This is a genomic window from Zymobacter palmae (assembly GCF_003610015.1).
In the GTDB taxonomy this organism is placed as follows: domain Bacteria; phylum Pseudomonadota; class Gammaproteobacteria; order Pseudomonadales; family Halomonadaceae; genus Zymobacter; species Zymobacter palmae.
In genome coordinates this window covers 2,712,080-2,734,319 of sequence record NZ_AP018933.1, presented here as the reverse complement: position 1 = coordinate 2,734,319, position 22,240 = coordinate 2,712,080, and the positions used below count along the sequence as shown (strand labels likewise).

Here is a 22,240-nt window from a genome sequence, read left to right as displayed (position 1 = left end):
TGCCGTGCGACCGATAAGATCCGCTCTTCTTGCGTTTTCACTTTCCTTCCTTGCCGCGTGCAGTACGTCGACGCCAGCGCCGACAACACCTGACAAAGGTGATGCGCCGAAGCGCATAACGATTCTGCACACCAACGATCATCATGGCCGTTTTTGGCACAACGATCACGATGAGTACGGCCTGTCCGCTCAGAAGACCGTGGTCGATGCCGTACGAGCCGAAGTGGAAGCGCAGGGTGGCAGTGTACTGCTGTTCTCGGGTGGCGATATCAATACCGGTGTACCGGCTTCCGATATGCAGGATGCCGAGCCTGATTTCAAAGGCATGCGCATGATTGGTTACGATGCCATGTCGCTGGGCAACCATGAATTCGACAATACGCTGGATGTACTGCGCAAGCAGATCGAATGGGCCGGTTTCCCGGTGCTGTCCGCCAACATCTATCGTAAAGGCACTAACGAGCATGCCTTCCAGCCGTACGCGATCTTCGAACGCCAAGGGCTGAAGATTGCCGTGATTGGTTTGACGACGGAAGACACCTGGAAATTCAGTGATCCGACGCATACCGAAGGACTGGAATTTCGCAGCACGCAGCAGGCCGCGCGTGACGTCATCGCTGAGCTGAAGAAAGACGTTCACCCTGACGTCATCATTGCAGTGACCCATATGGGCCACTACCCGAACGGAGAGCACGGCGTTGCCGCACCGGGCGACGTTGAGCTGGCGCGTGCCATGCCGGAAGGCGATCTGTCGATGATTGTCGGCGGTCACAGCCAGAACCCCGTCTGCATGCTGTCCGAGAACGTACGTGATCTCAACTACGTACCGGGTACGCCCTGTGCACCGGATCGTCAGAACGGCACGTGGATCGTTCAGGCCCACGAGTGGGGCAAATACGTAGGCCGTGCCGACTTCGTCTACAAGGATGGCCAGTTCGTGCTGGAGCACTACCAGCTGATCCCGGTCAACCTCAATCATGAGGTCAAGGACGAACAAGGCAAGCCGGTGCGCAAATACTACACTCACCGCATCGAAGAAGACCCGCAGATGCTGAACTTCCTGACGCCGTACCAGCAGCACGCTCATGCGATGCTGGAACGTCAGGTTGGTACCAGCGATCGTTCGTTCGGCGGTGAACGTCTGGAAGTTCGCGGTCGCCAGGCTCCGCTGGCTCAGTTGGTTCTGGCGGGTTATCTCGAATCCGTGCCGGGCGATCTGGCGCTGATGAACGGTGGTGGCATGCGTGATGCGCTGGAAAATACCACGATCCGCGTGGGTGACCTGTACCGTGTCCTGCCGTTTGGCAGCACCGTTGTACGTATCACCATGAACGGCCAGGAGCTGGCACAGTATCTGGACGCTGCCACAGCGATTCCGTCAGGCGCAGGTGGTTTTGCTCAGCTGCGTAAGGTTACCGTCGTGCAGAACGCCAAAGGGCTGGCGCGCTACCGCATCAACGGTAAACCGCTGTCCGCGAAGCGCCGCTATACGCTGGTGACCAATAGCTTCGTTGCACGTGGTGGCGATGGCTACCCGACGATTGATACCCATCCGACCTATGTGGATCGCGGCGTCATTGATATCGACACACTGATTCACTATGTCGAACATCACCCGGCGCTCAAAGTTAGCGATTTCACTCCGGAAAACCATTACTAATAAGCAGGGATGACCAGCGCGCATGCTCGCACGGACGCGCTGGCAACATTGCTCGACCTGAAAGCGCTCTCATTATTGAGAGCGCTTTTTTTGCGTACTGGTGATGTGTATTGTATCGCATGACGCATACCAAACCTGCGCACGCTTGAGAGCCTGTTAGCGTGGTACGGTTCGTTGCTGACAGGGGGTTAGTTCTGTACGGCCATGACCGAACCGCCGTCGACGCGCAGGTTCGCGCCGTTGATGAACGATGCCCGCTCGGATACCAGCAGTGCAATGGCGGGGGCCACTTCCTCAACCTGTCCTCGGCGCTGTTCCACGATGCCGGGGCGCTCTTCGGCCAGAAAGCTCTTCACCGCTTCGTCAAATGAAACGCCCTGCTCCTTGGCCCGCTGTTTCATCATGCCGTCGGTCATCGGGGTCTGGATGAATGCGGGCGCAACGGTATTGCACAGCACGCCGTGCTTGGCCTCTTCATAGGATAGCCCTTTGATGAAGGCCGCCAGTCCCGCTTTGGCGGTGTTGTAGACGGCTTCTTCCCAGTAGGGCTGCACGGTGTTTTCGGAGGTGATACAGACAAAACGCCCCCACTTGCGCTCCCGCATGGCCGGAAGGGTGGCTCGGGCGACGCGCACAGCGGACATGAAGTCGATCTGCCACGCTTCCAAATAGTCATCATCACTGAGCGTCAGCGGGTCGCCTTTGGCCCCGGTCACACCGGCTGTATGCACCACGATATCGATGTGGCCGAAGGTATGGCGAGCCTCGCTGACAACGGCATCGATGTCTTGCTGGCGCGTGACATCGGCAGCCAGACGTAACGTTTGCGCAGGCAGATCAGCTGTCTTTTCATCAAGCGCCTGCTGATCCAGGTCGCTCAGTACCAGCTTGACGCCTTCCTCGGCCAGCAGTCTAGCCGTAGCCAGTCCGATACCACCTGCTGCGCCAGTAATCAGCGCAACGCGATCACGAATTCCCAGTTCCATCTGGCGTTCTCCTATCCATGGTCGACGGTGGCTAGCGTAGCCACCGTCCTATTTTTACTGTGGCCGAATACCCCTAGATGTCCAGCCTCTCATCGTGAGGCAGCGCATTGATGTCGTAGTTCCGTAGTGGGGCATTAACACCGCTAAGCGGCTGGATATCCTGCTGTCACCGGTATCAGCAACCAAACGGAAACGTTATTCTTTTTGCACAAAACGTTTTTACGACAAGGGATTACAAGAGGAAGAGCAATGCGAGGGGGAAAACTATGTATAGGGATATTCCTGAGCTGTCTGTTAGGCACCGGAATCCCGTTGGGCATCGGTCTGAAGGTGCTGAGCGATCGGTTGCCAGAATCGTCTGCGGTAGCACCCACGCCGCCTGCCAAGGTCGCGCCGGTATACCCCGCCGTGCTGACAGGGCGGCCGAGCGTCGAACTGGGGGACTTTATTCTGTCGACGATGCCTGATAAGGAGAAAAGAAGTTCTAGGGAAGATGGGTGGGCATGGGTATGGCAATCAGAGGCGCAGCATATTGCGTGGAGTGCTGAGCTAGGGCCCAGTGCGAATGCGACGGAACGTGTTGGGGTTATGCGGATCCATGTGCTTGACGAGATAGCGACGGAGCTGCGCGAGACCAACCAAGAGCTAGGTTGGGATATCACGCTTTCTGCGTCGGGCAACCCGAAGTTTGGTGTTGAGAAAATTGAATTTTCACCGCACGACTGCTTCGGAATCTGGAATGGTGCCTGCACCTTCGAAACGTTGCCATCGCTCGCAAAAGTAGGCATCACTGCGCATCTGCAATGTATCCAGCGCTCTGTTTCAGGTGAGAATGCTACTTATCTCATTCATCGAGATGATAAAGAAGATCGCTTACTCTCTTGGGAGGTCACAGGAGGGTCGGGTGGGTATAGTCAGAATTGGTGGGTTGAGCCTTATTCTGTTGAAGCATTGAGCGCCGATTGCGGAGAACAAGACAATTCTCCGTTGCCTGAAGATATAGAAATGTCTTCTAGCAACCAGCCTGATATCGAGCGCTATCAGGCAATGGCTAATGAGGCACTCAAGGCGCTTTCTGCACGGGCGGCGGAGACCAAGGGCAAGCACTGTACGGTGCGCTTGGTAATGGACAGATGGGGTGCTTCCCTACCGGTGATTGATGTCTCGCGGGCTGGAAACGATGTGCCTCTGTGCGATGACGTGCTGAAGGTACTGGAGAAGGAGCAGTGGCCGGAATCGCTGTCGCAGACCGCCACGGTATTTGAGGTTACGGTCGGCACATAGCTCGGCGCGAGTGATAGCAGCGCTTCATGGTTGTCGCGGACGGTATCTTCCTAACGCAAGAAAGCGGCCCTCGGTAGGGGCCGCTTTTTCATTGGCCGCGTTTTAGTGAGCGGCTGGTGCCAGTGTCTTGGTAACGTTCTGAGTGGTCTGGTGGCTGATGCCCAGTGCGTCACGAATGGTGAAGAACAGGTCTGTCTGGTCGGTCAGTCCCAGTACGCGGCCTGCACGCGGGCCAGTGGCGGCTATGCGCAGCTGAGTACCGGTATGTTCCTGCGATCCTTCGGAAGCGGTGGCATAGCTCATCGCCATCACCGCGTTGTCATGCGTGCGCAGTGCCAGCGACAGCCCCGGCACCTTGCCATCCGTGGGGATGATCTGGCTGGAGTGGGCATGGTCGGCTGTCACGAGCACCAGCGTATCCGGGTGGGTCTTGGCGTAGGCCAGTGCCTCCTGAATCGCTTGGTCGAGGTCGACAACTTCACCGATCTGGCCGCATGGGTTAGCCGCGTGATCCTGTTTGTCGATGGATGCCCCTTCCACCTGCAGGAAGAAGCCGGTGGGGTTCTTGTCCAGCAGTGAAATGGCCTTGCGGGTCATTTCCTTCAGGCTGGGCTGGCTGTCGGGGCGTTCGGGGTTAGGTGTGCAGACCGCCGGAGGTGTGTCGAGGTGGCCGTTGTGCGTGGCTTTGGGGCCATCCCAATTGACCGGCATATCGTTGGCCGCGAACAGTCCTAGCACCGGCTGTTTCTGATCAGCCACCTTCAGTGCGCTCAGCTGAGCGCGGTCGCCGACGAGCTGATAGCCGCGAGCGCTGGCTTGATCAAGCAAGCTCTGGCCTTTCCACTGCCCCGCATGGGCTTGTTGTTCGAAGTAGGCGCGACCACCGCCGAAAATGATGTCTGGGCGAACGTTGAGCGACTGTTCGGCGATTGAACCAGCGCCCCCGTTTTCGAGTGCATCCGCTGCGCACTTCGCGGCGACTTCATCGGGGCCCTTGCAGCTGCGCAGGGCAACGTGCGCCATCAGCGCGGCGGGGGTGGCGTCCTGTACCTCTGCCGTCGTGACGTTACCAGTGGCCTTGCCGCTGGCTTTAGCCAGTTCCAGCAGCGTTGGCATTGGGCGGCCATTCACATCAACACCGATGGCCTTGTTGTAGCTTTTAGTACCGGTTGTCCAGCCGGTGGCCGATGCCGCTGAGTCCGTCACGTAATCCGGGCGGTGGGTCGTGCGGTCGAGCGAGAACGTGGTGTACTGGCCGGTGAAGGGGAAGGCATCCAGCCCTTTAAAACGGCCCGCAGCGCCTTCGGCGTAGTTGCGAGCAGACGTGATTTCCGAGTCACCCATGCCGTCTCCGATAAAAAGAATGACATTGCGTGCCTTCTGGTCGGAGAACGCCTGGCGAATCTCGTCCTGCGTGATGTGATAGCCGCGGCGTGCGGCGCCCTGTGCATCGACGGGGCCGGATACGGAAGCGGCCTGTGCGAGCGAGGCGGCAAGAAGCGTGCCGCAGAGGGTAAGGCTGGGAAGGGCAAAGCTGGAAAGATGTCGTGCCATCATGAGTCAGGATTCCCCGAAACGCTGTGAGTGCGGTTGTTATCCTCCGCGGGACCGCCAGTGCTGCCCGAGGAGTGCCCAGACACAGTTGCATGGGCAGATGACGTTTTCGTGACCGCTGGATGACATTCTGATGACAGTCGATTGCCGTCCTTTGGAGCTGATTTAGAGAGGGGCTTCATCGTGCCTTATATTTTTCTTATCTAAGGTGATGGCAGACTGTTTTATTGGCTGATGGCGCTGTTTTTCATAAAGAATTTTCTGCTTGTTGATCACTTTTGAGTGTTTTTAGGCGTTCTGAGTGTCATTTTCATGACATAGCAGACCTTCCTGTTTTGAAATACATGCCCGATATAACGTGTTGAATAACAATAGTATTTATACGGGTGGCCTATAGCCCTTTAACAAAACTGTCATTTACTCGTCACTTACCTGTCATAAAACCGTCACCGTTTTGTCACATCGCCCTTCTAGATTCTGGTCATGAGATGCACAGGCGATGCCGCCTTCGGCCCCTGTCATGCCGTGATCACTTTTCTGGAGAACCGCCATGCTCAAGCGCACGACCATTGCTCTGACCATGTTGTTAAGCGCTCCTCTTGTTCAGGCCGCTCCGACGGTGACAGGTGCTGGGGCAACCTTCCCTTATCCGGTGTATACGCGCTGGGCGGATGACTACCAGGATGCCAAGAACGTTGCTATCAACTATCAAGGCATTGGTTCGGGGGGCGGTATCGCTCAAATTAAAGCACGCACGGTGACGTTCGGTGCTTCTGACGTGCCGATGAGTGCAGAAGACCAGCAGAAAGCAGGGCTGGTGCAGTGGCCGATGATCATGGGGGGCGTTGTGCCCATCGTGAACCTTGGCGCTGCTCTTGGAGGGAATTCGCTGAAGTTGGATGGCGAAACCCTCGCGGCCATCTATTCCGGTGATATCACACGCTGGAATGATGCCCGCATCAAGGCGCTGAACCCTGATATCAATCTGCCGGATCTGGCGATCACGCCGGTTCACCGCGCAGAGGGATCGGGTACCAACTATCTGTTCACCCACTATCTGAGTGAGGTCAGTCCGGCCTTCAAACAGAAAGTCGGTGAAGGTAATACGGTGCCGTGGCCTAACGGTATTGGGGCTCAGGCCAATGGGGGAGTGGCTTCACGTGTGCAAGGCACGGTCGGAGCCATCGGGTATGTCGAGTACGCTTACGCGCGCCAGAACAAGGTGGCCACTGTGGTGCTGAAAAACCGCGACGGTGGGTATGTGACACCGGGCGCAGACAGCTTCAGCGCCGCTGCTCGACATGCAGACTGGAAGAATGCACCAGGTCTGGCGTTGGTCTTGACCAACCAGCCCGGCAAGGACAGCTGGCCGATCACCGGGGTGTCTTACATCCTGATGCCAGTCAAACCTGCCGATGCTGCAGCGGCCAAAGAAGCCTTGGCATTCTTCAACTGGGCCTACGTTAGCGGCAAGGATACTGCCGCGGCATTGGATTATGTAGCAATGCCGAAGAACGTAATCGACCAGGTGGAGCATGATGTCTGGTCGAAAATCACGGACGGCAGTACGCCGCTGTGGCCGGCCCAGTGATCTGCTGAATATCCGTCCCCCTGGCGGTAGTGTGGGCCGGGGGACGGGTACTCAGATAGCGAGCGCTGACCCGAACAGATGAACGTTATCGCCTCTGTCGGGCCAGTGTCTGCATCTGCCTTAAGGCGTCAAGCAGGAGTGATGGAATGATGACACGGCGAGCACCCAGTAAGAGAGGTGATCGTGTGCTGGCACTGACAACCGGGGCTGCCGCATGGAGCATCCCGGCCTTGTTGGTTGCCTTATTGCTGTCGCTGGCGATTGCAGGATGGCCTGCGCTGAGCCAGCACGGAATGGAATTCATTACGGGGACCGTCTGGGCGCCCGTTCAAGGCCAGTATGGTGCGCTTCCGGCGCTATACGGCACCGTCGTAAGTTCCCTTATTGCTATTGCACTGGCTGTGCCCGTTGCATGGGGTGTCGCCAGCCTGCTGACCGAATGGTGCCCTGTCAGGCTGGCCCGCTTTATTGGCTCGCTGATCGAACTGCTGGCTGCCGTACCGTCTATCGTCTACGGCATGTGGGGCAGCATGGTGCTGTGCCCGTGGTTGCAGCGACTGTTTCCCTCGATATTCCCCGCGGGGTCAGGCATCGCTTCTGCCGGTATCGTGCTGGCATTGATGGTCACCCCGTTGATTACCGCCATGACGCGCGATGCGATGCAACAGGTATCACCGCTAGTGAAAGAGTCCTGCTATGGGCTGGGCGGCACATCGTGGGAAACATTGCGCCATGTAGTTTTCCCATCGATTCGCCGCAGCTTGGCGGGGGCGATTGTACTGGGGCTTGGCCGCGCACTCGGCGAGACCATGGCGGTGTCGTTCGTGATCGGTAATAACGTCTTCCTGAGTATGTCACCGACGCATCAAGGTACCTCCATCGCCGCCCTGATTTCGTCGCAGTTCTCCGAAGCCGATGGCAGCCAGCGTTCCGCGCTGCTGGCCTTGGGGCTGCTGCTGTTCATCATCACTACAGTGGTGCTTGCCATTGCTCGCATGATTCAGCGAGGAGGAAAACAGGCATGATGACCTCAACCTCACGCTATCAACGCCGTCGTATCGTCAACCGCATTGCTTGGCTGGCCTGTCTAGGCGTTACAGGCCTGTGCTTGGTGGCCTTGGGGGCCATCCTTTTCCAACTGCTGTACAGCGGACTGCCGAAGCTGTCGCTTGAGGTCTTCACCTCTCGTACCCGCGCCAGTGGCGGTGGGTTGGGAAACGCCATTATCGGCAGTTTGACTATGACCCTACTCGGCACCCTACTGGGTACCGTGGTCGGCATGGCGGCCGGTAGCTGGCTGGCCGCAAGCCGCTCTCGCTGGTCGGGGCTTATCCGCTTTGCCAGCGACATGCTGTTGTCTGCACCGTCGATCATCATCGGCCTGTTCATCTATGCATTGGTGGTACTGCCAAGCGGTGGGTTCTCCGGCTGGGCGGGCAGCATCGCACTGGCGATCATCATCCTACCGATGGTCATTCGCTCGACTGAAGACATGCTGCGGCTGGTGCCGGCACCCACGCGCGAAGCGGCCTATGCGCTCGGTGCGCCGCGTTGGAAGGTGCTGACTTCGATCAGTTTCCGCATGGTGATGCCGGGCATTATCACGGGGATTTTGCTGGGCTGTGCGCGTATCAGTGGAGAGACCGCACCGCTGATCTTCACCTCCCTCAATACCAACCAATGGAACTGGTTCCGCCTGTCGGATGCCATGCCTAACCTGCCGATGACGCTGTATCAAAACATGACGCTGACAGGGTATGACATGGACAAGGTCGCGCTGGCTTGGACAGGGGCACTGCTGATGACGCTGATGATTCTGGTACTGGGCATCGTGTCCCGCCGCCTGGCACGTACCTCATGATCACGACCCAACGAAACGAACAGCAAGGAACTATCATGTATAACCCGCAGCGTTTCAGTACTGACGATCAGCAGGTCGTGTCACTTGATCCCTCTTTCGGCGACCGTTGCGGCAATTCCAGCGATCGACCCCACAATAAAGAAGAGCGCACTGTTATGGCGACACCTCTCGAACAGACCAACGATGCGGGTGCATTCAAGCTGGGCATTCGCGACCTGAACTTCTATTACGGCGACTTTCACGCGCTGAAGGATATCTCGCTGGACATTCAGGAACGCCAGGTAACCGCATTCATTGGCCCGTCTGGCTGTGGTAAGTCGACACTGCTGCGCTGCCTCAACCGTATCCACGAGCTGTATCCGAACATGCGTTGCGAAGGGGATATTCTGCTTGACGGTCAGAACGTGAACAGCCCCGACGTTGATGCCGAACTGCTGCGCATGCGTGTCGGCATGGTGTTCCAGCGCCCTACGCCGTTCCCGATGTCGATTCGCGATAACGTGGCTTTTGGCGTTAAGCTGCAGGAAAAAATCTCTCGCAGTGATCTGCAGGAGCGCGTCGAATGGGCGCTGCGCAAGGCCGCACTGTGGGATGAAGTGAAGGACAAGCTCAACCAGCCGGGGCTGTCACTGTCTGGCGGTCAGCAGCAGCGCTTGTGCATCGCACGTACCATTGCCACTAAGCCAGACGTGATTCTGCTCGACGAACCGACGTCAGCACTCGACCCGATTGCGACCGGTCATATTGAAACGCTGATTCAGGAGCTGGTGCAGGAGTACACCATCGTCATGGTGACCCACAACATGCAGCAGGCCGCGCGTATCTCCAACCGCACCGTGTTCATGTACATGGGCGAGATTGTCGAAGCGGGGCTGACCGAACGGATGTTCTCCAACCCCAGCGATCCACGTACGCTCAATTACATCCAGGGCCGCTTCGGCTAATTAGGTTGCTGGATAGCGCAAGGTTTCGGCCAAGGGCCGACCGGGGGGAAGGGCAAGGACGCCTTTCCTTGAAGCCAGAGGCGATGCAATGGGCATCGCCTTTTTTAATGCTTTACATTTCTATACAGTTGGTTATTTTAAAATGAGCTGAAAACTTTTACTTTTGGGGTGAGAAGATGGGAGATAATACTAAAAAAGGTGCTAATTCTGGGGTGAATGGAGGAGCCGGATATTCTTTTCAAAAAGTTTGTATTATTAAGTTAATGTTTGATAATTTTGAGATGTTTTCTTGTTCTGATAACGATTATTTTATTTATGTAGAGCATCATGATGATTTTTTATTTGTTTATTTAGATAAAAATAATAGGTTGTACAAGTTAGAAAGCTACCAAGCTAAAAAATCGTCTAAAAAGTGGACTATATCTAATGATTTTATAACGATTGTCAATGATATTATTTCGGTAGGTATAAACATAGATGAAGATAATTCTTTAGAAAAATCTAAAGAATATGGTCATAAGCTTTACTTTATAACAAACGAAGATGTTGAATTAAGCGTTACAGTTGATGTTACGGTTGATAAGAAGAAAAAAAAGAAAAAGCATGTCAAAACAGTGAATTGCGCAAATCATACGTGTTCTTATATTGAATTGGATGATTTGATAAAAAATAGAATAGAAAAAGAACTGTCGCTATTGAATAATGCCGATTCTAACCAGATCAGAAACGTTCATTTTAAGCGTATAGATTTGCCTAAACAATACAAGGAATGGAAAGATAATTTGGTGGGAGCATGTTATAGATTGCTTGGAAAAAAAGTTGAAGATCATAATGCAGTGATTGATACTTTAATGTCTTTACTTTCAGATGTTGAATTGAAATACAATAACAGGGGGGAGATATTACTCTCCGATGAAACAAAAAGGCTGAGCAAAAAAGATATTGACCACGCTTTTAATATATTTGAAATTAGAAAGAAAAGTTTCGCTTTTTGGCGTGAAAATGCTATGCAACTTTCAAAACAATTAAAAATATCCGTAACTTCACAACATCGATCAATAGCTTATATAAATATTTTTTTTGATCTATTTAAAGACAATCGGCAAGTTGAGTATAGAAAAATATATAAATTTGTCCGAGAAAATCGTCATGTAGATGATAACCACTATTCTGTGATAGATTGTATTAAAGAACTTTATGAGTCTTTTATAAGCAAAGAGACTTGTAGTTTACCTAATGATAAGGTTGCATTTTCAATAATTGCTGCCTACGTAGAAACGAGAAAATTACATGATTAATATTGTTATAAAAAACATTTTTGTATACTCTTTCTCTACAGAAAAAGTTTTTGATGCTGAATTTGGTAGGTCAGTTAATATAATATATGGTAAAAACACATCAGGTAAAAGTACTCTCATACAGTCTATATTATATTCTATGGGTGTGAATGATTCTAAAGAAAATTTAAATGATATAATAGAAGAAGATGCTTTGTTTAGATTGGAGGTCGATCATGAAAAAGATGGAGTGCATAAAAGTGTAATATTTGTTCGGCATGACAATAGTCTTATAATATCTGTTTGTGGAGAAATCTCTTATAAGTTTAATGGAATAAATGCTAATAATTCAAAAGAACATATTAAGTATAAAGATATTTTTAGCAATATTTTTGGTTTTAATATGATGCTACAAAATAAAAATGAACTTGTGAAAGCTCCCGTAGAAGCGGCTTTTTTACCTTTTTATATTTCCCAGTCGGTCGGGTGGGTTTATTTGAAGGAATCTATAGGAGACTATAGATTTTATAAGGATTTTAATTGTGATTATGTGGATTACTATATGGGAGTGGATGGTAGTAATAATAATATTGAAAGATATTCTTTGGAAAAAGAAAAAGATGTATTAAATAAAAAAATAAGATTTTTATCGACATATAAAGAAGAAGACTCTTCTATTTTATTATCTGAAAAAATTGATTCGCGATTTAAGGGTGAAACCAATAAGTTTTTAGAGCATTTTAAAGAAAATTCTGAAGGTTTATCTGATCTTGAAGTTAAATATAGTGATTGTTGTAATGAGATGGCAGAAGTTAACGAGCGCAAAAAGATAATATATAAGATTATAAGGAATATAAAACTACAAAGGCCTGAGTTAGATAAATGTAATGTTTGTGGCCAATTTTTACCGAGTGGTATTGAGAGTTTATATTTTTATTATCAAGACATAAATGATGCTTTGACTCAGAAAAAAATTATAGGAGAAGAAATAAAAAAACTACAAAGCAAAATTAATAGTATTTCTGAAAAAATAAATACAAAAAATAAAGATAATGCAAAAAATTACAATTTGTTAATTGATAGTAGTGTTGATGATATTAGTTTTAAAGACTGGCTGGAATACAAGTCATCTATTGCTTTAAAAGATGAAATAAATAGAAGGATAATGTTGGCTGAAGATGAGCTGTCTGTAATAAATGATAAATTGAAATTAATAACGGGTGATAATTCTGTTGTCCGTAAAAGAAAAGAAGTTGAAAAGTCATTTTTAAAAATTTTTCTTAGTAAAGCAAGCTCTTTGGATGTTACAGTACCTAAGCAAGATAAATATAGAGATTTGTATGCTATAAGTTCTTTTCCATATCAAGGCGTCGAGCTTCATAAGATAATAATGGCCTATCATTTTGCATTTTATAAAATGGTTACTAGCATCAAAAAAAATCATCAATTTCCTTTTATTTTAGATGCTGTCTTTAAAGAAGATATAGATTATTATAATAGAGAGCTTATTTTAAAATTTTTAGGGGAAGAATCAAAATCAACCGGTCAAATGATCTTTTCTCTTGCTGAATGTAAAGATGATGATTTTCATGACCACTCAGAGCTATTTGATGTAAAAAAAATAGATAAAAAGTATTTTGATGAAAAAAGTTCAAAAATTTGTATAGGTGATTCTAAAAATACCAGAGCTTTTTTATTGAAAAGAAATCTGTCTGAGAAAGAAATTTATAAGTTGCAAGATTCATTGAAGAAATTAGATATTATATGATTGTTCTGACATTCTGATACGACAAGGCGGTCCTGTCTTTCGACAGGGCCGCCTTGTCGTATCAGGTGATACCCGAGAGGGGCCGCGATGGCCCGCGCTTACGGCATGTTGCGTCCGAAGTAGATCTCGTGCATTTCCTTCCACAGTAGATCGCTGATGCGTTGGCGCTCTGCATCACTCATGGCTTCGGGGCGTGCCTTGAACATGTAGTGATCGAGGTCGAAGTCCTTGAGCATCATCTTGGTGTGGAAGATGTTTTCCTGATAGACGTTCACATCGACCATGTCATACGACTGCTTCATGCTGTCAGGCATGAAGTTTTGAATGGAGGTGATGTCGTGGTCGATGAAGTGCTTCACGCCTTGGGTGTCGCGAGTGAAGCCGCGCACGCGGTAGTCGACGGTGACGATATCGGACTCAAGGGCGTGAATCAGGTAGTTCAGCGCGTTAAGCGGTGAAATTAGCCCACAGGTCGATACTTCGATATCGGCGCGGAACGTGCAAAGACCGCCTTCCGGATGGCTTTCCGGATAGGTGTGCACGCAGATATGGCTTTTGTCGAGGTGGGCGACCACGCTGTCCGGCAGTGGGCCGGTGTGTTCCGTGGTGTCGACCGTTTTTGGGTCGATCGGCTCTTCGCTGATTAGAACCGTAACGCTGGCACCCTGTGGTTCGTAGTCTTGGCGGGCGATGTTGAGGATGTTGGCCCCGATGATTGAGCAGGTTTCGCTCAAAATCTCGGTCAGTCGATCGGCGCTATAGCGCTCGTCGATATAGGCGATGTAGTCATCGCGTTCGGCCTCATTGCTGGTGTAGCAGATGTCGTAGATGCAGAAGCTCAGGCTTTTCGTCAGGTTGTTGAAGCCGTGCAGTTTCAGCTTATTCAATTCAGGTGCACCTCCAGGGTACATGTAAATGTGCGAAATAGATCATGTATGCCATGCCGGACATGGCGTCACGCGCGGTGGCGTGTGCCGTCAGTCGGCGTTGAGTGCGTTGAGCAGGTACTGCGGCAGAGCGAAGCTGCCGGTATGGATAGCCGGATTGTAGTAGCGGCAGGTCAGCTCGGCAGCGGCAAAGCGGGCTTGCAGTGTTTCAGCATCAATCGTGCGCAGGGACGCGTCGTTGCTGGCCCAGGCGAAGGTCATAATGCCGCCGTAGTAGGTCGGTACGGCCGCCTGATAGAACGTGACGTCGTCAAAGTACTGGCCGAGGCGAACATGACTGGTCACGGCTTCATCCTGCTGTAAGAAGCAGACGCCGTTCTGGGCCACGAAGATGCCGCCGTCATTCAAGCAACGCTTGCAGCCTTCATAGAACGCAGAGGTGAATAGGCTTTCACCGGGGCCGATGGGGTCGGTGCAATCCGAGATGATGGCGTCGAACGTCTCGTCGGTCTGGTTGACGAAATTCACACCGTCGTCGATCACCAGCGAGAAGCGCGGGTCGTCGTAGGCACCGTTGCTGTGGCGCGGCAGGTATTCTTTGCAGAAGCTGACTACGCTGGAGTCAATCTCAACCATGGTGATTTTCTCGACGCCTTTATGGCGACAGACTTCACGCAGCATGCCACCGTCACCGCCGCCGATGATCAGTACACGTTTGGCGTTGCCGTGGGCCAGCAGGGGCACATGGGTCAGCATTTCGTGATAGATGAACTCGTCGCGTTCGGTCGTTTGCACCACACCGTCCAGTGCCATGATGCGGCCCATCGCTTCGTTTTCGAAGATGATGAGATCTTGGTGTTCGGTGCGTTCGCGGTAAAGCTCGCGGTCGACGGTAAAGTACTGGCCGAAACCGGCGTGGAGCGTTTCATTCCATGTCATTTTGTCGGACATGTGATGACCTCCTGAAAGAGGGCCATACAAGAGATGGCTGAAGAGGGGGAACCCTCGCATGCTGTGAGCTTGAGCGCTTCAGCATGGCGCGAGGAAGTGCTCGCCCGGGAGGGGCGAGCGCGCAGTATAGCTGATTGGGGTACTGGGGCAATGGGCGCATTGCTGGAAGGGCGTCAGTGTTTGGATTGGGCCGTGATGCGCGCGATCAGTGCACGCAGCCAGTGTGTAGCAGGATCCTGATCCAGTGTCGTCGTCCACAGTAGTGATACGTCAGGCATGTCGAGGGTGAGGGGGATGAGCTGTTCGACCAGCCCAAAGCGTGGTCCGTAGCGCCGGGCTATGCGGGTCGGCAGTGTGCCTATTAGTGGAGCCGTGGCGACAGTATCGAGCACACTCAGAAAATCGGCGCTGGCGATGGCAACGTTAAGGCGATGGCCCACACGGTCAAGCGCTTCGCTTAGGCATCCCTGCAAATCGTCGCTCATTGTCACCAACGCATGCGGTTGTTGCAGATAGTCCTGCAGCGACAGGGGTGCCAAGAGGGAGAGCTGGTCAGGATTGAAGACACAGCTCAACGACTGGGCATACAGCATGTGCCGATGGTAGCGCTGTGCGGGCGGGTCGAAACAGCCTATGGCAAAGTCGATCGCTTGTTCGTCCAGCTGGCGGGCGACGTCCTTGCGCAGCACGATGCGGCTGTGCACGCGGATCTGCGGGGCTTCACTGCTCAGATGGGCGGCCAGCGTTGGCATGACCAGCGTTTCCACTTCTTTTGATACACCGATGCGAAACAGGCGCTGATCCGTGGCGGGGTCGAAAGCAATGGGCGCATGGATGGTCTGCTGGAGCGACAGTAAGGCCGCTTCTATCGCGGGGGCGATAGCGGTGGCGCGAACGGTGGGCTGCATGCGTGCGCCGACGCGGATGAACAGTTCATCCTGAAACAGCGTGCGCAGTACCGATAGGCTATGGCTCATCGCGGGCTGGCCAACCTTCAGGCGCGCAGCGGCCCGTGTCACGCTGCGATCGCGCATCAAGGCATCGAAGGCGATCAGCAGGTTGAGGTCAAAAGCACGAAGATCGAAATGGTTGATGGCGGTCATGTTTCGCATCGATTTCAAAAATGATAGGACATGGAATACGCTCCCCTGTAACGACCGTCAACCCGAGAGACCGCTATGCAGCCCTTGATGACCTTTCGCGTCGGTGACCTGACCGTCACGCGTATTCCCGAACAGCAGATGGACTTTGCCGATATCGGCACCCTGTTCCCCTATGACGATGCCGCGGTGTTGGCGCGCGACGTTGCTCACTGGGGTGACGCGTCCTACGATGCCGAACATCAGCGGCTGCGTCAGAGCATCCACTCGTGGTTGGTGCAGACACCCACTCATACGGTGCTGATCGACACGGGGTCGGGCAATGACAAGAACCGCCCCGGTGCGCCGATGTTCGATCATTTGCAGACGCCGTTTCTGGCCTATCTGCGTGAAGCCGGAGTGACGCCTGATGATGTTGATCTTGTACTGGCGACGCACCTGCATGCTGATCATGTGGGGTGGAATACGGCACTGCGCGATGGCCGCTGGCAGCCTACGTTCCCGCGGGCTCGCTATGTTTTCTCTCAGCGAGAGTTCGACTACAACGCGGCGCTGAGTGCGAACGATACGGCGCGCGTGCAGCAGACGATTGACGCCTTTGGAATGGGACAGCCCCATCACTTCCCGCGAGGCGGTGTGTTCGAGGACAGCGTGTTGCCGGTGGTCGATGCTGGGTTGGCTGACCCTATTGCGATGGGAGAGAACGTGATGGGCTTCACGTTTCACGCGTCCCCCGGCCACAGTGCTGATCATGCCTCGATTTCAGTGACGTCGCAGGGGCAGACGGCGTTGTTTTGGGGGGATGTTATGCATCACCCCGTGCAGGTGCTTCACCCAGAGGTCAATTCGCGCTATTGCGAGTTCCTACCGGCCGCGACGCAGTCACGGCAGCGCATGATGGCCTATGCCGAGGCCCACGAGGCACTAATCTTCACCACGCACTTTGGCGACAGTGGTGTCGGGCGCCTTCGCCGTGAGGGCGAGCAGGTCATGTGGGCGTTTGAGCAGGGACAGTTGCGCTAGACGGTGAGTACTTAGGCCGTCACGGCGAGCGCTTGCGGTGAGCGCGAGGGTGGGCTTGGTCGTAGCTTTCAGCCAGTTGTTGCCAGTCGAGCTGGGTATAGACCTGCGTCGTCGCAAGCTGAGCATGCCCTAGCAGTTCCTGAATGGCGCGCAGGTCGTGGCTGGATTCCAGCAGGTGGGTAGCGAACGAGTGGCGTAAGCGGTGGGGGTGAAGATGCTCGGGCAGCCCACGCTCGCGCGCCACGAGATCAAGCCGCTTCTGGATCGCACGGTGACCGAGGCGAGTACCTTGCTGGCTCACAAACAGTGCATGCTCCTCTGCTGTGGTGAACGTCGAACGGATGCCCAGCCAATCTTTCAACGCCTGCGCAGCCTTGCGGCCAACGGGCACCTGGCGCGGCTTGTTGCCTTTCCCGATCACGCGTACGCGCTGGGCCTGAAGGTCGCCGAGATCAAGCGAAGCCAGTTCGGCCAGTCGCAGCCCTGATGAGTAAAACAGCTCCAGCATGGCTTGATCGCGGAAGCCCAGTGGCGAACCATCATGTGGCTCGTCGAGCATGCGGTTGAGCAGGTCAACGTCTACCGGATGGGGCAGATGCTGTGGTTGGCGGGGTGTATCCAACAGGCGTGCGGGGTTGCTGTCGATCAACTGTGCCGACAGCAACTGATCCCCAAGCTGGCGTAGCGCGGCCTGTCGCCGCGCGAGCGTGCGGGCCGACAGGCCACGGGTGCGTTCGCTGGCCAAATAGCGGCGCAGTAGCCCGGTCGAGAAATGCGTGGCCTGTGGCACATCAGGTGCCACTGCCTTGGTCAGAAACCCCATGAAATGCGCTAAGTCACGGCGATAGGCGTCCAGCGTGGCAGGGCTTCGGCGTGAGGCTAGCCCGTGCAGTAGCTCATCAACGATGGGCTGTAGCGGCGCAGTCATGGTGTCCCTTCCTCATTCACTCAAGTTCGATACGGCCTTCGAACACTGTTGCGACGGGGCCGGTCATGAACAGTGACTCGTCAGGATGACCACTCCATTCAATGGTCAGCGTGCCACCCGGCAGACGTACTTTGGTGCGCGTGTCTAGCAATCCGCGCCGAATGCCCGACGCAACGGCCGCGCAGGCACCGGTACCGCAGGCACGCGTTTCGCCCGTGCCACGTTCGAAGACGCGCAGGTCGATACGGCTGCGGTTCTTGATCTGCATGAAACCGACGTTGACGCGACGCGGGAAGCGTTCGTGCGATTCCAAGACGGGACCGAGCGCTTCGACGGGGGCCTGTTCAACATCATCAACCAGCAGTACCGCATGCGGGTTGCCCATCGACACGACGCTGACATCGACCTGTGTCAGTCCTGCGGTTGTCGCCGGTAGCGCTAAAGTATGGACCAAGGCATCTTCATCGGCGATGAACGGCAGACTGTCGGGGGCAAAGCGCGGGCTGCCCATATCGACGCGTACCTGCTGGTTTTGAGTGACGATCAGCGTCAGCGGGCCACCGGCTGTCTCAACATTGAGCGTGCGTTTGCGGGTGAGCTGCTTGTCGCGCACGAAGCGGGCAAAGCAGCGCGCACCGTTGCCGCAGTTTTCGACTTCGCTGCCGTCCGCGTTGAAGATGCGGTAGCGAAAATCCATATCGGGGTGGCGCGGAGGCTCAACCAGCAGCAGTTGGTCGAAGCCGACGCCGGTGTGGCGGTCGGACAGTTCGCCGATCTGTTCGGTGGTCAGGCGCACCCGTTGGGTGATGCCGTCAACGACCATGAAGTCGTTGCCCAGGCCGTGCATTTTGGTGAAATTCAGCAGCATCTTGTGCTCCGGACAGTAGACAATGGCGCAAAGGCCGCAGACGATTCGAGAGGATCATATGGCAACAGCGAAGCGACCGACAGTCACTCCGCTGTTGTGTTTCTACACGTCTACCGTCAGTGAGGTAGGCAGTGCTCTCCGTGCCACAGCGAGGCGATGGTTTCGCGTTCGCGCACGACGTGACACGCATTGCCGTCGACCATCAGCTCGGCTGGGCGGGGGCGAGCGTTGTAGTTCGAGGCCATGGTGAACCCGTAGGCACCGGCTGAGAACACGGCCAGCAGATCGCCTGCGGCCAGCGACAGCTCGCGCTCCTTGCCGAGAAAGTCGCCGGATTCGCAGACTGGGCCGACGATGTCGAACGAGGCCTGCGTGCGTGCTTTGCCATCGTCTTGTTCATCTACGCGCTCGATGCGCTGCCACGCCTGATATAGCGACGGGCGGATCAGATCATTCATTCCCGCATCAACGATCGCAAATGCCTTGGCATCCGACAGTTTCACGAACTCGACCTGCGTCAGCAGGATCCCTGCATTGGCCGCAATGGAGCGGCCCGGTTCAAGGATCACGCTGAGCGAACGGGTGTAGTCGTGCGCGTCGAGGCGGCGGCGTACTTCCGCTGCGTACTCGATCAGCGACGGAGGCACCTCACCCTGATAGTCGACGCCTACGCCGCCGCCTAGGTCGATGTGTTTCAGGGTGATGCCCTGAGCGGCCAGCTTGCCGATCAGCACAATCACGCGGTCGAGCGCGTCGAGGAATGGTGTCAGCGTTGTTAGCTGAGAACCGATATGGCAGTCGACGCCGACGATATCAAGGTGCGACAGCGACTGCGCATGCAGGTATGCCGCTTCGGCATCTTCGATCGCAATGCCGAATTTGTTGTCCTTCAATCCCGTGGAAATATACGGGTGAGTGTTCGCATCGACATCTGGATTGACGCGCAGTGAGATCGGTGCGCGCTTGCCCAGCCGAGCCGCCACCGTGTTGAGGCGATCCAGCTCGGGCACGGATTCGATGTTGAAGCATTTAATGCCCGCTGACAGCGCGCGGGCCATTTCGTCTTCGCGCTTAGCAACGCCGGAGAAGACGACGCGGGAAGCATCGCCGCCCGCGGCCAGCACACGTTCGAGCTCACCGACTGACACGATGTCGAAGCCTGCGCCGAGGCGGGCCAGCAAATTCAGTACGGCCAGATTGCCGTTGGCCTTGAGCGCGTAACAGACCAGCGCCTTCTGAGCGGCGAAGGCCTGCTGGTAGGCGTTGAAGTGTTCGGTGAAGGCCTGCCGGGAGTACACATAGCATGGCGTGCCGTGAATGCGGGCGACCTCTGTCAGGTCGACCGCTTCGGCATGCAGTACGCCATCACGGCGTACGAACGGATTCGTCATTGATCAACCCCTGCACGGTAGGGTGTCCATTCGATGTTGGACCATTTCTTCGCCGGAGAGACGGTCGGCACCGCTGGGGCAGGTGTCGGTGCAGGCGCCTGTGCGCTGGGTTGCGGGCGTACAGGCTGAACCTGCGGCCTTGTCTGCGGCTGCGGTGCGACCTCTGGAGTCGGTGCTGCCTGAACGGCGCCCTTGTGCGCAATCGGTGTCGTCACTGCCGGCGCCGCCGGACGTTCTTCATGCGAACGGGCCGGAACCGGTGAGCTGGACGCTGACGGTGCGGTGGTCTTCGGTGCTTCCTGAGCGTTGTCAGGTGTAGCGGCCGGCAGCTGATAATCGTTGGCCGGATCGTATTTGGTACGAGCGGTCTGATCATCAGGCATATAAAGCGGGCCGGTCTGGCCACAGCCTGCAAGCGTGGTCAGCATGACCAGCGCCGCCGTCAGCGGCGCAAGGGCGCGAGTGTTCATGACAGGCGGGACTCCTCTCCTTGGGCATTCTGTGACGCGGTCAGACGAGACAGGGCATCCCTTGCCCGCTGTGCTGCCGCGCGAACCTGATCGGGGGCAGTGCCACCGATGTGGTTACGAGCATTGACGGAACCTTCGAGGGTCAGAACGTCGAAAACATCGTCGCCGATCACGTCAGAGAACTGACGCAGTTCGTCCAGCGACATTTCAGACAGATCTTTGCCCTGCTCGATACCATAGGCCACGGACTTACCGACCACTTCATGCGCGTCGCGGAACGGCGTGCCTTTGCGTACCAGATAGTCGGCCAGATCGGTGGCAGTGGAATAACCGCGGCGTGCGGCTTCGTACATGCTGTCACGGCGCGGTTCCAGCGCAGGCACCATGTCGGCGAACGCTTTCAGGCAGCCCTTGACGGTGTCGAGGGTGTCGAACAGCGGTTCCTTGTCTTCTTGGTTGTCTTTGTTGTAGGCCAGCGGTTGCGACTTCATCAGCGTCAACAGGCCCATCAGATGGCCATAGACGCGACCGGTTTTGCCGCGCACCAGTTCAGGTACGTCGGGGTTTTTCTTCTGCGGCATGATGGAAGAGCCTGTGCAGAAGCGGTCTGGCAGGTTGATGAAGTTGAACTGTGCGCTGGTCCACAGCACCAGCTCTTCGCTCATACGGGACATGTGCATCAGCAGGATGCTGGCGAACGATGCGAATTCGATGGCGAAGTCACGGTCGCTGACGGCATCCAGCGAGTTCTCGGACGGGCGTTCGAAGCCCAGCAGTTCGGCGGTGACGTGGCGGTCGATCGGGTAGGTCGTACCGGCCAGTGCAGCGGCACCCAGCGGCAGGATGTTGACGCGCTTGCGGCAGTCTAGCAGGCGTTCGTGATCGCGGGTGATCATTTCCTGCCACGCCAGCAGATGGTGGCCGAACGTGACCGGTTGTGCCGTCTGCAGGTGGGTGAAGCCCGGCATGATGGTGTCGGCTTCACGCGCAGCCAGTTCGATCAGGCCAGAGCGCAGCCGTGCCAGTTCTTCGGCCACGATATCGATTTCGTCGCGCAGATAGAGGCGGATGTCGGTCGCGACTTGGTCGTTACGGGAACGGCCAGTATGCAGTTTCTTGCCCACGTTACCGATGCGCGCGGTCAGGCGGGCTTCGATGTTCATGTGGATGTCTTCGAGCGAGACGGACCATTCGAACTGACCGGCTTCGATTTCCGCTTCGATCGCACGCAGCCCGTCGATGATGGTATCGGCTTCTTCTTTAGTCAGAACGCCCACTCGCTGCAGCATGGTCGCATGCGCGATGGAACCACGGATGTCGTGGTGATAGAGGCGCTTGTCGAAACCGATGGACGCGGTGAAGGCTTCGACGAAAGCGTCGGTGGGTTCGTTGAAACGTCCGCCCCAGGGCTTGTCTGTGGGTTGCGTCATGAGAATGGCGTTCCTTGCTAGAATAGCGAAAAGAGTGATGATGAGGTGCCGGTCGTCTACGCATTGTGGCCTATCGCGATTGGACGAAGATCGACACCTTGCTGTTATGTCGTTGGGCCATGAAGCTCAGACGACGCTTGCGGACTGGCCGACGCCTCTGATCGTGTCAGTGGCGCTGGCAGGATGCAAGTCGAGCCGTTCGCTCTGGCACAGGGCCATGGCGGCCTGTGATACGGTAACCTCTGTCTCGCAAGTGTATCCTCGAAA

At 54.7% G+C, this 22,240-nt stretch carries 19 protein-coding genes; 9 read left to right on the top strand and 10 right to left on the bottom strand.

Annotation, left to right across the window (positions count from 1 at the left end; translation table 11 throughout):
• The first annotated feature begins 4 nt into the window (after positions 1 to 4).
• Positions 5 to 1,660 (top strand): bifunctional UDP-sugar hydrolase/5'-nucleotidase UshA, encoded by a 1,656-nt coding sequence (gene ushA / locus ZBT109_RS12030; protein ID WP_197714348.1) that lies wholly within the window; start codon positions 5 to 7, stop codon positions 1,658 to 1,660.
• A 188-nt stretch (positions 1,661 to 1,848) separates the two neighbouring features.
• Here ushA and ZBT109_RS12025 read toward each other — a convergent pair whose 3' ends face one another.
• Positions 1,849 to 2,646: an SDR family NAD(P)-dependent oxidoreductase gene (locus ZBT109_RS12025; RefSeq protein WP_027705219.1), complete on the bottom strand. Its 798-nt coding sequence runs from the start codon at positions 2,644 to 2,646 to the stop codon at positions 1,849 to 1,851.
• Positions 2,647 to 2,958: 312 nt separating this feature from the next.
• Between ZBT109_RS12025 and ZBT109_RS12020 the strand changes: the two genes are divergently transcribed.
• Positions 2,959 to 3,930 carry a hypothetical protein gene (locus ZBT109_RS12020; RefSeq protein WP_145984528.1) on the top strand — a complete coding sequence of 324 codons (972 nt, stop codon included), beginning with the start codon at positions 2,959 to 2,961 and terminating at the stop codon, positions 3,928 to 3,930.
• A gap of 102 nt (positions 3,931 to 4,032) precedes the next feature.
• Here the strand turns inward: ZBT109_RS12020 and phoA are convergent, their stop codons facing one another.
• Positions 4,033 to 5,487 (bottom strand): alkaline phosphatase, encoded by a 1,455-nt coding sequence (gene phoA, locus ZBT109_RS12015; protein ID WP_051523822.1) that lies wholly within the window; start codon positions 5,485 to 5,487, stop codon positions 4,033 to 4,035.
• Between the two features lie 547 nt (positions 5,488 to 6,034).
• On the opposite strand from phoA, the gene pstS reads away from it, so the two are divergent.
• The 6 genes from pstS (at position 6,035) to ZBT109_RS11985 (ending at position 12,925) form a co-directional block, all read left to right on the top strand.
• Positions 6,035 to 7,075, top strand: a complete 1,041-nt coding sequence (gene pstS / locus ZBT109_RS12010) for a phosphate ABC transporter substrate-binding protein PstS (protein ID WP_027705221.1) — start codon at positions 6,035 to 6,037, stop codon at positions 7,073 to 7,075.
• Positions 7,076 to 7,221: 146 nt separating this feature from the next.
• A complete protein-coding gene (gene pstC / locus ZBT109_RS12005) occupies positions 7,222 to 8,100 on the top strand; it encodes a phosphate ABC transporter permease subunit PstC (protein WP_084261805.1) in 879 nt (292 codons plus the stop codon).
• A complete protein-coding gene (gene pstA / locus ZBT109_RS12000) occupies positions 8,097 to 8,936 on the top strand; it encodes a phosphate ABC transporter permease PstA (RefSeq protein WP_027705223.1) in 840 nt (279 codons plus the stop codon). The genes pstC and pstA overlap by 4 nt, the downstream gene beginning before the upstream one ends.
• A gap of 155 nt (positions 8,937 to 9,091) precedes the next feature.
• A complete protein-coding gene (gene pstB / locus ZBT109_RS11995; RefSeq protein ID WP_027705224.1) occupies positions 9,092 to 9,880 on the top strand; it encodes a phosphate ABC transporter ATP-binding protein PstB in 789 nt (262 codons plus the stop codon).
• Between the two features lie 176 nt (positions 9,881 to 10,056).
• A complete protein-coding gene (locus ZBT109_RS11990; protein ID WP_027705225.1) occupies positions 10,057 to 11,178 on the top strand; it encodes a hypothetical protein in 1,122 nt (373 codons plus the stop codon).
• On the top strand, positions 11,171 to 12,925 hold the full coding sequence (locus tag ZBT109_RS11985) for an AAA family ATPase (protein WP_027705226.1): 1,755 nt from the start codon (positions 11,171 to 11,173) through the stop codon (positions 12,923 to 12,925). The genes ZBT109_RS11990 and ZBT109_RS11985 overlap by 8 nt, the downstream gene beginning before the upstream one ends.
• Positions 12,926 to 13,023: 98 nt before the next feature.
• On the opposite strand, the gene speD is transcribed toward ZBT109_RS11985, so the two are convergent.
• The 3 genes from speD to ZBT109_RS11970 all read right to left on the bottom strand — a co-directional run bounded on the left by speD (position 13,024) and on the right by ZBT109_RS11970 (position 15,866).
• Positions 13,024 to 13,836 (bottom strand): adenosylmethionine decarboxylase, encoded by an 813-nt coding sequence (speD, locus tag ZBT109_RS11980; RefSeq protein WP_211245186.1) that lies wholly within the window; start codon positions 13,834 to 13,836, stop codon positions 13,024 to 13,026.
• A gap of 66 nt (positions 13,837 to 13,902) precedes the next feature.
• Positions 13,903 to 14,763 (bottom strand): polyamine aminopropyltransferase, encoded by an 861-nt coding sequence (speE, locus tag ZBT109_RS11975; protein WP_027705228.1) that lies wholly within the window; start codon positions 14,761 to 14,763, stop codon positions 13,903 to 13,905.
• 173 nt (positions 14,764 to 14,936) lie between these two features.
• Complete coding sequence (locus ZBT109_RS11970) at positions 14,937 to 15,866, bottom strand: LysR family transcriptional regulator (protein ID WP_038278289.1); 930 nt, start codon at positions 15,864 to 15,866, stop codon at positions 14,937 to 14,939.
• 87 nt (positions 15,867 to 15,953) lie between these two features.
• Between ZBT109_RS11970 and ZBT109_RS11965 the strand changes: the two genes are divergently transcribed.
• A complete protein-coding gene (locus ZBT109_RS11965; RefSeq protein WP_197714347.1) occupies positions 15,954 to 16,886 on the top strand; it encodes an MBL fold metallo-hydrolase in 933 nt (310 codons plus the stop codon).
• Positions 16,887 to 16,905: 19 nt separating this feature from the next.
• Here ZBT109_RS11965 and ZBT109_RS11960 read toward each other — a convergent pair whose 3' ends face one another.
• From ZBT109_RS11960 to argH, 5 genes are all read right to left on the bottom strand, one after another.
• Positions 16,906 to 17,814, bottom strand: a complete 909-nt coding sequence (locus ZBT109_RS11960; RefSeq protein WP_027705231.1) for a tyrosine recombinase XerC — start codon at positions 17,812 to 17,814, stop codon at positions 16,906 to 16,908.
• Positions 17,815 to 17,830: 16 nt separating this feature from the next.
• On the bottom strand, positions 17,831 to 18,682 hold the full coding sequence (gene dapF, locus ZBT109_RS11955; RefSeq protein ID WP_027705232.1) for a diaminopimelate epimerase: 852 nt from the start codon (positions 18,680 to 18,682) through the stop codon (positions 17,831 to 17,833).
• Positions 18,683 to 18,798: 116 nt separating this feature from the next.
• Positions 18,799 to 20,073: a diaminopimelate decarboxylase gene (lysA, locus tag ZBT109_RS11950; RefSeq protein ID WP_027705233.1), complete on the bottom strand. Its 1,275-nt coding sequence runs from the start codon at positions 20,071 to 20,073 to the stop codon at positions 18,799 to 18,801.
• A complete protein-coding gene (gene lptM / locus ZBT109_RS11945; RefSeq protein WP_038278292.1) occupies positions 20,070 to 20,543 on the bottom strand; it encodes an LPS translocon maturation chaperone LptM in 474 nt (157 codons plus the stop codon). Before lptM ends, lysA begins: the two co-directional genes overlap by 4 nt.
• On the bottom strand, positions 20,540 to 21,973 hold the full coding sequence (gene argH / locus ZBT109_RS11940) for an argininosuccinate lyase (RefSeq protein ID WP_027705234.1): 1,434 nt from the start codon (positions 21,971 to 21,973) through the stop codon (positions 20,540 to 20,542). Before argH ends, lptM begins: the two co-directional genes overlap by 4 nt.
• Positions 21,974 to 22,240: the final 267 nt, after the last annotated feature.